Origin of the sequence: Oceanobacillus halophilus (assembly GCF_003628505.1) — a bacterium.
In the GTDB taxonomy this organism is placed as follows: Bacteria; Bacillota; Bacilli; order Bacillales; family Amphibacillaceae; genus Oceanobacillus; species Oceanobacillus halophilus.
This window is the reverse complement of the sequence record NZ_RBZP01000024.1, coordinates 1-13,032: the sequence shown is the minus strand read 5'-3', so window position 1 is coordinate 13,032 and position 13,032 is coordinate 1. Positions and strand designations below refer to the sequence as shown.

The window sequence follows — 13,032 nt, the reverse complement described above, 5'->3', positions numbered from 1 at the left end:
GTAAGTGAATTTATATTTAATAGCTATGATTTAAATTATGAGGGATGCTACACGAATAGTAAATAATACTACAATAACGATAATATTGGGGGTGGAGTTATGCAATATATAAAGAAGACAAATAAAGTCATTCAAGAAATTGGAAAAAATATAAGTGGATTAGCTATATTGTCTATGATGACTATTATTGTATTAGATGTAGTTATGAGAAATATATTTAAAACGTCTATCCCTGGTTCATACGTGATCATAGAAAACTTTTTAATGCCGATTGCCATTTTTCCTGCTTTAGGCTACGTATATATGGTTCATATTTTACCTAGATTAAGTGAGTTTATTGAAAGACGGTCGGAAAAATATCAAAGAATAAATAAGTTTATGTTATTGACCATCGATGTCATTGTCTTTGGGTTATTAACATATTATACGTTTTTGTTCTTTCTAGACGGCTTTAATAATCAAATAGCAGTACCAGTCGCAACTAACTTTGTGCCGTTATGGCCGATTTATTTTGTTATACCGGTAGGATACCTTTTAGTATTACAAGAGGTATTATTACAGCTAATACATGAAATAAGACACTCACTTGCGAAAAACAAGACATGACTTATTGGGAGAATTCATTGCCTGTGAAAAATTTGTTGTTTTTATCAACTATTCTTAAACAGAAATGAAACAAGAGGAGAGGACCATCGTCCTAGCAAATATTAACATATGACATAGTATTTAGTGGGACTGGGGACTAGTAGGGTGCATATATTGGTTTGTTCAAAGTAGATATTAAAATAAATCAAACCTGTATAAATATATTCTTCCATGTATTATTCGTTTTTTAAAAAATCAGCATGATATAATAGTCGTCTACCCCCTGGTATATATTTGAAGGCATTCCAAAAGTGACTAACCTTTTGAAATGCCTTTTTTAAATGGGATGAATATTCCTAGTTGTTAAGGAAAAGGATCAAGTCCCCATTTAAAGTGATAGAGAAGCAGGGGGGTGACCCATTTTTCATCTGTGAGATGTAAGTCAGCTACTATTTGTTAACGAACTTCTTCAGGTGTACGAGAACCATCTAGTTATTTTATGCATTTATTAATGGGACAAACCATTTCAGGAAGCTAGCATTCGATTTCTTTTGTTCTAATTCGGTAGGCGAAGGTGTTCTCCATGTTGCGAAAGTTAAAACTGGAAAACTCTGTTTTGCAAATCTTATTCCTACTTCAAATACGTTCTAAGGGTTTTGAAATATTATTATATTTGTAAATAAAATGAATAGAAGCTATTTTTTTATGGAAGGTGTCCTCTTCTTTATTACGGTAAAGTGGTAGTGAAGTAGTGGGCCATTGACCCTTTCACCCACGCGAATTGTTTAAATAAACAGCAATACTCAATTAAAGTAATAAGTTTATTTTTTGTACATCAGTATAATGATGACATTACACTATCGATAGAAGATATTAAACTTACAAAGTGGTTAGTCAAGCTGGAAAGCAACTAGGTATTGAGGTACTTGATCACTTAGTAGTAAATAGTGATAACAGTCTTTATATCTGAAAGAAAGATAAGGAAAAACAACTCCCTATTACTTCAAGGTATATTACTTCAATTACTTCAAATGAATTTAGAATAGTACTTTATGATAGAATAGAACTATATAGAAATGAAATGGATAACCGAAAGTAGTGACAATGAAAGGAGGGTACTATGTTTGAAAGAAGAAATTATTAAATCTAAGCTTCGCGTTCAAAAACATGGAGAAGTATTTACCCCTAAAAGAATAGTAAATAAAATGCTGGACATCCCGGAGATAAAAGAGGCTAGTGAAAATTTAACAGCAACGTTTTTAGAACCGGCTGCTGGGGAGGGTGCTTTTTTAGTTGCAATACTTGAGCGAAAGCTAAACATGGTATCTGAAAAATATAATAACGATTTAATTCAATATGAGAATTATTCTTTGCTCGCTCTAACAACATTGTACGGAATTGAATTATTAGAAGATAATGCCCAAACATGTGTGATGAACATGTTTCAACAATATTATGATAAGTACAAAGAACAAGTTGAACAACATAACGGAGAATTAAAGGAAAAAGTATTAGATAGTGCAAAGAAAATAATTTCATTAAATATTGGTAATGGTAATTTTTTAACGAGAAAATCTATAGATGGAAGCCCTTTAGTGTTCAGTGAATGGCAACCTATTAACATGAGGAAAACGACTAAAAATATTAAAATACAAAGAACAGAATATACATTAGATGAAATATACGGAAGTGTAAAAAAAGATAATGGTAAAGCAATTTATAATGGAATACAACAACCACTGCAACTGGATTTGTTTGATTTTTTGAATGATGAAACTGAAAACACAAATGAAGTTCAAAAAGAAATGCGATATATAGCTGTTAAAATAAGCGATATTTATAGAGAGGAGATGGAGGAAGCAGATGGATAAGACAATAATCAAGCCATTTGAAGAAATTAAGTACAAAGTATATGGCTACACCTTACCAGAAGTTCCGAACCATGATGGCTATGTGAAAATAGGTGATACGACACGTGAAGTTGTTACGAGAATTATTGAACAAGTAGGTACAGCTGGATTAAATCCTGAAATATTATTTGAGAAAGTAGCTCGGAAATCTGATGGAGAATGGTTCCGTGATAAGGAATTACATCGATTTCTTGTGTTAAATGGAATAGAGAAAAAGGATTTTAATAGTCGTGCTGATGAGTGGTTTTATTTTAATGGAACTCCGGAAAAGGCTGAAGAGCTAACGGATAAATTTATCAGTCGTGATTATGATGAAATACAAATTGATGATAAACATTCGGATTATGTATTAAGAAATGAACAACAACAAGCAGTAGAAAAAACGTATGAGTATTATCAAAGTAATCAGGATCCAAAAGAGTTCTTGTGGAATGCTAAGCCACGGTTTGGTAAAACATTAACAACTTATGATTTTATAAGAAATTTAAATGCAACAAATGTTTTAATTGTAACCAACAGACCGGCAATTGCGAACTCATGGTTTGAAGATTTCAATAAATTTATCGCATGGCAAGAGCCGCAAATGAAGTTTGTTTCAGAAACAGAAGCATTAAATGGAAAGGCTATGTCAAGAAAGCAATATCTTGAATTTATTGATACAACATCTTATGCCAACCCTTCACAAATTACCTTTATATCGTTGCAGGATTTAAAAGGAGCAAAGTTTGCAGGAGGTAATTATAAAAAGTTAGAGTGGGTAGCTGGCTTGGACTGGGATTTGTTAGTCATTGATGAAGCCCATGAAGGAATTGATACAAAAAAGACAGATATAGCATTTAGTCAAATAAAAAGGAATTATACGTTACATTTATCTGGTACACCATTTAAAGCGTTAGCAAATAACAAATTTTCTGAAGCGCAAATATTTAATTGGTCGTATATAGATGAACAAGAAGCTAAAGAAAACTGGGATCCAACAATCGGTAGCAATCCTTACGAAAGCTTACCTACTTTAAATTTATTCACGTATCAAATGAGTAAAATGATAGAAGATGAAGTATCAGCAGGATTAACCATAGAGGAAGAAAAAAACGTTGATTATGCATTTGATTTAAATGAATTTTTTAGAGTGAAAGATAATGGAAAATTTGAGTACGAAGAAAGTGTTGTTCGCTTTTTAGATAATCTATCTTCAGGGAAATTTCCATTTTCTGAAAATAAATATCGTAATGAGCTAAATCATACGTTTTGGCTTTTACCACGTGTAAATGCGGCAAAAGCACTTGAGAAATTGTTGAATTCTCATCCTACTTTTAAAGATTATACAGTCGTACTTGCAGCGGGAGATGGTATTAGCTTACATGATGGCGTAGAAGCAGAAGCACTTGATTTAAAAGAGAATACAAAAAGCTTTGATAAAGTTAGAAATGCAATTGAGCAGAATGATAAGACAATAACACTTTCTGTGGGGCAACTAACAACTGGTGTGACGGTTCCAGAATGGACAGCTGTATTTATGCTAAATAATATTGAATCACCTAGTTTATACTTTCAAGCTGCATTTCGTTCACAAAATCCGTATGAATTTGAAAAAGACGATAAGTTATATCGTAAAGAAAATGCTTATATATTTGATTTTTCTCCAGATAGAACATTGAGGCTTTATGATGATTTTGCTACAGGTTTATCTGGTAGTAATCCCAACACAACAGAAGAAAGAAAAGAGAAAATTAAAAAATTATTAAACTTCTTTCCAGTTATTGCTGAAGATCAACAAGGCACAATGCATGAAATAAATGCTACCGAAGTTCTGGAGATTCCAACACGTATTACATCAAGGGAAGTGGTAAAAAGAGGATTTATAAGCAATTTATTATTCGCTAATATATCCGGTATTTTTTCAGGAGATTCACCATTTAAAGAAATTCTAGATAAAATACCACCAGAGAAAAATAAAAGATTAGATAAACCACGTGAGGTATCTGTCACTGATCCGCATTTAAATGACGATGGAGAAGTAGAGGTACCAAAGGAAGTAGTGTTAGGTAAATCAAAAGAGGTTTTTGGAGAAAAAATTTATACCTCAATTGAAGTGGTTGATGAAGTTGTATCATCCTTTGAAGAAGCAGAGGAAAAACAAAAAGAATCCATTAGAAACCTCGCAAGAGATATAACTTCAACATTTTCAGATGGTTTTAATAATTTGAAGGATTCCTTTAAGTTAAATAAAGGACAAACTAATAAATTAAAGGATTCAGTGAATAATTCTATTGAAGATGTTATAACTGAGAAGAGTTTGACGCTAAGCAATCAAGTTAAAGAATTAGAAGAAGAATATGAAAACAAAAAGCGAGCAGTAGATAAGAGAAAAGATGAAAGAGAATTAAAAGCAGTGACTGAGCAATATGAAGAAGAAAAACAAAAGATAGAAGAGTCTTTTACAGAGGAAATTAACAAGGAAGTAGAAAAAACAATTCATACCGTAGTCGAAGAGCAAATAGAAAAAGTAGAAGAAAAGAAAAAGAAAACAACAGAAGATGATGTTCGTGATCATTTACGAGGATTCGCTCGTACAATTCCTGCATTTTTAATGGCATACGGGGATGATCAGACTAGATTAGATAACTTTGAAAAGAATATTGATAACGCTACCTTCGAAAATCTTACAAGTATCACAATAGAAGAGTTCAAGAAGCTTCGAGATGGTTTCGAATATGTGGATGATAAAGGCAATACAAAAGTCATATATGGTTTGTTCAATGAGGTTGTTTTTAATGCCGGTATTCGAGAGTTTTTAGATACCAAAAAGCGTTTAGCAAATTATTTTGATGATAGTTTGAGTGAAGATATTTTTGATTATATTCCTCCACAGAAAACAAATCAGATATTTACACCAAAAAGTGTAGTGAAATCGATGGTAGACACCTTAGAAAATGAAAATCCAGGGATTTTTTCTGATAAGACTAAGAAGTTTGCTGACTTATATGTGAAAAGTGGCCTTTACCTTACAGAAATAGTCAAGAAATTAAATGATAGATTGAAGGATCAAATTCCAAATCAACAAGAACGAATCAAGTGGATACTTGAAAATCAAGTATATGCTTGTGCGCCTAGTAACATTATTTATAACATTGTCAAAAACTTTATCTACCATGATACGGTTAATGTTTCAACAAAAAATCTTATAGAAGTTGATACAATGAAATTAGCAAGTGAAGAAAAACTAAGTAATGAAATTTATAAGATATTTGGAGATGATAAATTGAGATTCAATGTAATAATAGGGAATCCACCTTATCAGGATGAGACGATTGGAGACAACAAAACTTATGCACCACCAATTTACCATAAGTTTTTAGAGGAATCATATAAATTAGCTGATAAGGTAGAAATGATTCATCCTAGCCGTTTCTTATTTAATGCTGGTAGTACACCAAAGGCATGGAATAAGAAAATGTTATCTGATGAGCATCTGAAAGTTGTTAACTATTTCGATGATAGCTCAGAGGTTTTTCCAAATACTGATATTAAAGGCGGAATTGCTATTACCTATAGGGACAAGGAGAAAGTATTTGGGGAGATTGGAACTTTTACAGCTTATGGTGAATTAAACTCAATTCTAAGTAAAGTATCTTCCAATACTTCAAAAACATTAGATGAATTCATTTCTGGTAGGGGAGTATATAAATTATCAAAAGTTGCTCATGAGGATTATCCTGAAATTAAGGACATACAGTCGAAGGGACACAAGAATGATATTGGATCGGGTGCATTTAAGCTTCTAAAAGATATTATTTTTTACAAAGACAAGCCTAAGCACGAAGGAGAATATGTTAAGATTTTAGGTCTTGAGAATAGTCAGCGTACATATTATTGGATGGATATAAAGTATCTGAATGCTCCAATTAGTTTTGAAGAGTACAAAGTGATTATACCCCAAGCTAATGGAAATGGAACATTTGGTGAAGTGATAAGCTCGCCATTAATTTTAGAACCAAATGTTGGTGCTACAGAGACATTTCTTTCAATTGGTGGATTTTCAACAAAATACGAAGCAGAGTCAGTTCTAAAATATATTAAAAGTAAATTTGCAAGAGCCATGTTAGGTGTATTAAAAATAACCCAAGCTAATACACGAGATAAGTGGTCGAAAGTTCCTGTACAAGATTTTACCGAAAAATCAGATATCGATTGGTTGAAAACAATATCTGAAATTGATAAACAGCTATATAAAAAGTATAATTTAAGCCAGAGTGAAATTCAGTTCATTGAAGATAAAGTAAGGTCAATGGAATAAAAAAGTAAGTAAGACATCGACTATTTTTGTATTTAACTAGCATCTAAAATTTTAGTGCAAATCTGTTCAAATATTGTCAAATTAAATCTTTTTCATACATTTTTGTTCATATATCAATTCCCAATACGTTGATATAAGTGATTCCTGATAGAATTAATATACTTAAACTTATCTGTATATTTCGCAAAACGTTAACAAATCAAGTTTGTAATAGAAGGTCACAGCCCCCACTTCACTATAGTGGTAGAGAAGTGAGGGACCCTTTGACCAATGATAATAAGCGGCATTTAATTTAGGAGAGAAATGAAGTTAAATGTGAGTTCTAAACAGTAAAAACGAAATAATGTCTGGGGGAATTAACTTGAAAGAGCAATTTATAGGTTTTATTGGTTATTCTGAAGAGGAAAAGAAAGAACTTTGGGAGCAAGCACTTTTTGTTATCGATACGAATATATTAATAAACTTCTATAAGTATACATCAGAATCTTCAACCAAAATTCTTTTTGATATTTTGAAATGGTTAAAAGATGAGAAAAGGCTATGGGTACCATATCAAGTTGGACTTGAGTATTTCTTTAATTATGAGGGTAATATGACTAAACAACGAGAAGGTTATACTCTTCTTAAAGATAAGTTTGAAAAAGTTAAAGAAGACGCAGAAAAAATATTGGATTCAGTACATAGTAAACATCCATACATACTAACTGAACAATTTAAACCATATATTGAAAATGTGAAAAATATTAATGAGGATATTCAAGAACAGTTAAATCAAGAAATAGAGAAACTTCCAGACACCAATGATATTCATATTGAAATAATGAACTTATTAGATGGTGTTATTGGGGAACCTTACTCTCAGGAAGAAATTGATAAAATTGAGGAACAGGGAAGGGTTAGATTTAAATATAAGGTACCGCCTGGTTTCGAAGATAATAAGGACGAAAAGAAAAAGGAATATAGAACTTATGGAGATGTAAGGTATCAGCAGATTTATGGTGATTTAATAGTTTGGAATCAAATTATTGATAAAGCTAATGATGTGGAAGAATCGAAACCTATAATTTTTATTACAGAAGATAGAAAAGAGGATTGGTGGGAAAAGCATAAAAAATCTATCAAAAGACCACACCCCCAACTATTACAGGAGTTTTATAACAAAACTACAAAAAAGTTCTATATGTATAGAACAGCTAGATTTGTTGAAAACGCCAAGAGATACTTAAATTTTGAGGTAACTGAAGAAGTTATAAGTAATGTTTCTGCAGATATTGAAAACATCAGAGAAGAAGTAGAAGACCATGAAGAGACGGAACAATTTAAGGAAAGTCAGTTCGAAATTGATAGTAATATATTTTCTTATTTAAGTAATGAAGAGCAAATAATTTTTGACAATATGGTGGAAAGTACAAATGCAGAGGGTAATTCTAGTGTTGCTAATAACGTATATAACAATGCTATAAGGTGGGCATATAATAAAGTTATTTCCAAATTAGATAGGCAAATTCACGACTTGATTCGAGTAATGTCTAATTTCCATAATGGATATGCAGGGACAGCCTTAAATGCTTATAATAAACTGCCTAATAATCCAGATGATAGAATAAAAAATATGACAAAAATTATTAGGTTCTTAAAGGATAAAATTGCCTGGTATGAGGATCAAGGTTACTAAACAATAACTGGCAATAAATGGTCCAACTTATAATATAAGGGTTAGACCATTTATTCTTAGCCACTCTTTTTTTATTCATAATCAGGAAGTATGGAACTTACTAATCTCCAATAATCACTTGAATGATTCGGATACTTAATATGAGCCAATTCATGCACCAATACATAGTCTATAATAGACATTGGAGCCATCATAATTCTCCAATTTACTTTAAGATCCATGGTGCTTTTGATGTAGGAAAGCCTGTAGTTGCTATTTTTCCAATCCTTCTTGTTCAATTACTTTTACAACATCATTTAGGCACACAGAAAGTGATGCATGTTTTTTCTTTTCTATAATCAATTAAATAACTTATCTATGTTGGTTCCGTATTTTAGAGTTGGCATTTTATAACCCCTTTCGATCTTTACTTATTATAATCAGGATGCATTAAGAGTTCAAATTTACTTATTTCTTTCCAATTTCACAAGAATGTCGGTAATAACATGGCAGTGAATATTACAATGGTAATATATAGCATAGGGAAGGGGGGAGTTTTTTATGTTATTCTTTAAACAATAAAAAAGAGAAGAAGGTATTTATAATCCTTATGTAAAAGGACCCGATGGACTGAGGGGACATATTCACTGATTAGATTAGCCCCAGTTATAACCATGGACCGTGGTTTCTGTCCCTACGGTTCTTCTTTTTTGGAGGTACGCTATGAATGATAATGTGAATACTCAAAAAGAAAAATATAAAGCTTGGGTTACAGAAAACTTAGGTGAAAAAACAGGTTTGTGGTACACACCATATCTTGAAAAACTCGGACACCTGTTAGAAAAGTTTGAATTAGCTAGTGGCTATAAGGATAATTTCTTTGATTATCAATCATATTCAGTATATAAAAAGATTTATCAACAAATGACGGAACAAAGTGACGAGGATATTGAGAGATTAGTAACTGGTAAAAGTACGCCTCGATATCCAAAAAAGTTTGGTACAACAAGAATTCAATTTAGAAAAAAGTATGCGGAAGATGAATATAATCGCGGAGTTAGAAGTAAGCCAGATAACTTAGGTGGAATACCTGACTGGGGCGTTTTAATGCGATCATATTTAATATTTTTATATTACGATGAAAATCCTACATTAACTTATCCTAAGAAAGAGAAGACAATTGCTAATCAAGAAGATGAAATTGATAACAGCATTAATTATTGGGTAATATCACCAGGTGAATCTTCTAGATTATGGGATCAGTTCCACGCAGAAAATATGATTGCACTTGGTTGGGACTATTTAGGGGATTTAAAAAACTATGATTCAAAGGAAGCAGTTGAACGAAATATAGCTGAGCAAAGAGCGGATGGGGTGCGCCCTGTCAATGACACAAAGGCTGTGTGGGATTTCTATCATGAAATTCAAACAGGCGACGTTGTCTATGTGAAAGAAGGAATTAAGAAAATCCTCGCACGTGGAGTTGTTGCGGGAGATTACTACTTCGATAATGAAGCATCAGAGTATAAACATAGGAGAAAAGTAGATTGGCTTCAAGTTGGAAAGTGGGAATTACATCAGACTTTTGCTCAAAAGACGTTAACGTGTCTAAATGCTTATCCAAATTTAATTCAAGAAATTGATCAAGTAATGAATGAAGAATTTATTGATCCAAAAATTGCGGAAGTAAATGAATTTCGAAATTGGTTATCCAATCAAGTTACTGATACAGGAGTTAGCTTGAATGATAAAACAGTTACGCAAAAAGTAAGTGCATTAAAGAATATAGAGCACCATTTTGATGCTCCAATTTTTGGCGAAACAGATATTGAGCAACTAAGACGGTTAAAAGATGCCGTTGTTTCAGATGAATCCTACAAAAAATATAAAGGAGTATCGGGAAGTTCAATTGACTACTACATTCGTTTTATTGAATCGAAGCCTACTGTACAAGAAAATGAATCCTATACAATGGATGAATTTCTTTCGGATGTATTTATCGAGAAGAAGGAGCTTGTACGTCTAATTTCTCTACTTGAAAATAAGAAGAATCTTATTTTGAAAGGTGCACCGGGAGTAGGTAAAACGTATATTGCCAAACGTTTAGCGAATTTAATGATGGAAGAAAAAGATGAAACGCGTATCCATATGGTTCAGTTCCATCAAAGCTATAGTTATGAAGACTTCATTGAAGGGTTCCGTCCAAAAGCTGAAGGAGATGGGTTTGAGCTGAAACAAGGTCCGTTTGTGAAGTTTGCTAGAAAAGCAGCACGAGATCCAGAACGAGACTACTTCTTTATTATTGATGAAATTAATCGTGGAAATATGAGTAAAATATTTGGGGAATTAATGATGCTTATCGAAGAGGATAAGCGAGGCGAGCAAATCAATCTCCTTTATTCTAATGATAAGTTTTCTGTGCCATCGAATTTATACATCATTGGGATGATGAATACGGCAGATAGAAGCTTAGCTTTATTAGACTACGCACTTAGAAGAAGATTTTCGTTTTTTGAAATTAAACCAGCGTTCCAAAATGAGACATTTAAGTCCTATGTAAACGAATTAAATAATCCAGAAGTTCTAAATCGTATTATTAATGAAATTAAAAGCTTAAATACTCAAATTGCTGAAGAGTTAGGGACAGGGTTTCAAATTGGGCATAGCTATTTTGTAGGTGATGCTTATAAAGTAGATACTGCAAATCGTGTAGAGGAAGTAATCGAATATGAAATTATTCCACAGCTATTCGAGTATTGGTTTGATGATGAACAAAAAGCAATCGATTGGGCTGAACGACTAAGAGGTTGTTACGATGGAGAGAAATAATAAAATTCCAATTCGTAATATATACTATATGCTTTCTTATGCTTATCAAACGTTAAATCTTTCCGAGTATAAACAAATCGGAACAGAAAAGTTTGAGAACGTCAAAGAGCTTTACGCAAAAATTTTATCGATTGGTATACCTGTTTTGATTCGCGGAGGATTAAGTAAAGATTATATAAGTGTTGAAGAGACTTCCAATGTTATTAAGGGCAAAATTGATATCAATTCTACGATAAAGAAAAATGCATTGGTAAATAAGAAAGTTGCAGTGGTTTATGATGAGTTCTCTGAAAATATATTGTTGAATCAAATTATTAAAGCGACACTCGTTTACCTATCGAGCTCAAATAAAATAAGTAAAAAAACGCGTAGTTTATTTTATGGTTTTCTGCCTTATTTTACAGAGGTATCAGATGTAGAGTTAGATTTGAAGCTATGGAAAAACGTTAGATATAATCGTCAAAACATTCGTTATCAATTTATTGTAGACGTGTGTAGGTATCTTTATGAGCAGTTATTATTTGATGAAAGCTCTACATCTCAAACGATGAAAGAGGTTCAAGACGAACAAAAATTATCGTCTTTATATGAAAAGTTCATCTATGCATTTTTTAAACGTGAAACGAAATATAATGTATCGCATCCTCAAATTCAGTGGATGGTTGATGATGAATTCACAGATGCATTACCGATTATGCAAACAGATCTTGTACTTCAAAAAGATAAAAAAACATTGATTGTGGATGCGAAATTTTATTCTGAAAATATGGTAGCAAGGTTTGAAGGTGGAGCCGCAAAACAAAAATCCGCTAACCTTTATCAAATATTTACATACATAAACAATTGGAAAAAACAACCGGATGAAACCGTTGCAGGTATGTTACTTTATGCGAAAACAACCGCAATAAATCAACCTAACCATATTTATCACATTAAAGGTAATCAAATGATAGTTGTATCTCTTGATTTACAACAAGATTTTAGCGGAATAAGGGAAAACTTATTAGCATATGCCAATCAATTTTTTGCATAGTTTTATAAATTCGCTTTATCTATATACGAAAAATCCCTCGAATCACTATTTGGGAGATTTTTTCTATTATTACTCGCACGAGCCTTTGCCCTGACTTTAGCAGAGTGTGCTGTGTATCCAAAAGGACTCAATCCAAACTGAAACAACATGATGAAATGGGAGGAAGAAAGCCAGGTTCCTGTAGAAAACAAAGAGAAAAAATTAACCAAAAGTTGGAGATACTGCTGGAGGGGGGACGTGGGGACAGGTGTATTGTCCCCGCGTTACTTGATTAACTATTGTCGTCTATCTAAACAAAAAGAAATAGCCACCCTGCCTGCCAAGTAAGGTGAGCTATTTCCAAAAATTACTTTACTTAGGTCAGCCGCTATTTAGCGGCGTGTATGTTGCTGAGGATGAGTGATTGAGCACTTATCCTCTTTTAATTATTTTATTACAATTTAAATTTATTATACAATATTATTGGCTTTTTTTCAATTTTTGAATATTTTTGGATTTAGCCAAGTACTTGTGAGATTTATTTTAAATCTCTTATTTCATATAATGAAAATTATAAATTTTTCGTAATGTTAATTGTTTCTTCCCCAAAATCTTGGTAGAATATATCTGTCTATTAAAAAAACAAAAAATTCAGAAAGGGTGAGAAGCTTTGACTACTTCTACTGTTATACTAGAAGAAAAACAAGATTATACAGACCATGATCGACTTTTTAAAGAACTCATT

The 13,032-nt window shown here is 32.2% G+C and carries 6 protein-coding genes and 1 pseudogene; 6 read left to right on the top strand and 1 reads right to left on the bottom strand.

Annotated features, from left to right (window positions below; translation table 11 throughout):
• Positions 1–99 precede the first annotated feature (99 nt).
• The 4 genes from D8M06_RS17670 (at position 100) to D8M06_RS17650 (ending at position 8,467) form a co-directional block, all read left to right on the top strand.
• The gene (locus D8M06_RS17670) at positions 100–606 is read left to right on the top strand and encodes a TRAP transporter small permease (protein WP_121205912.1); all 507 of its coding nucleotides are present in this window, start codon (positions 100–102) and stop codon (positions 604–606) included.
• Positions 607–1,709: 1,103 nt separating this feature from the next.
• The gene (locus D8M06_RS17660; RefSeq protein ID WP_121205911.1) at positions 1,710–2,456 is read left to right on the top strand and encodes an N-6 DNA methylase; all 747 of its coding nucleotides are present in this window, start codon (positions 1,710–1,712) and stop codon (positions 2,454–2,456) included.
• On the top strand, positions 2,449–6,792 hold the full coding sequence (locus D8M06_RS17655) for an Eco57I restriction-modification methylase domain-containing protein (RefSeq protein ID WP_121205910.1): 4,344 nt from the start codon (positions 2,449–2,451) through the stop codon (positions 6,790–6,792). The genes D8M06_RS17660 and D8M06_RS17655 overlap by 8 nt, the downstream gene beginning before the upstream one ends.
• Before the next feature lie 361 nt (positions 6,793–7,153).
• Positions 7,154–8,467, top strand: a complete 1,314-nt coding sequence (locus D8M06_RS17650; protein ID WP_121205909.1) for a PIN-like domain-containing protein — start codon at positions 7,154–7,156, stop codon at positions 8,465–8,467.
• Positions 8,468–8,494: 27 nt separating this feature from the next.
• Here D8M06_RS17650 and D8M06_RS20480 read toward each other — a convergent pair.
• Positions 8,495–8,685, bottom strand: a pseudogene (locus tag D8M06_RS20480) (M48 metallopeptidase family protein); the annotation flags it as partial.
• Positions 8,686–9,169: 484 nt separating this feature from the next.
• Here D8M06_RS20480 and D8M06_RS20070 point away from each other — a divergent pair.
• Positions 9,170–11,275 carry an AAA family ATPase gene (locus D8M06_RS20070; protein WP_206613296.1) on the top strand — a complete coding sequence of 702 codons (2,106 nt, stop codon included), beginning with the start codon at positions 9,170–9,172 and terminating at the stop codon, positions 11,273–11,275.
• Positions 11,262–12,308 (top strand): 5-methylcytosine restriction system specificity protein McrC, encoded by a 1,047-nt coding sequence (locus D8M06_RS17635; RefSeq protein ID WP_121205908.1) that lies wholly within the window; start codon positions 11,262–11,264, stop codon positions 12,306–12,308. The genes D8M06_RS20070 and D8M06_RS17635 overlap by 14 nt, the downstream gene beginning before the upstream one ends.
• Positions 12,309–13,032: the final 724 nt, after the last annotated feature.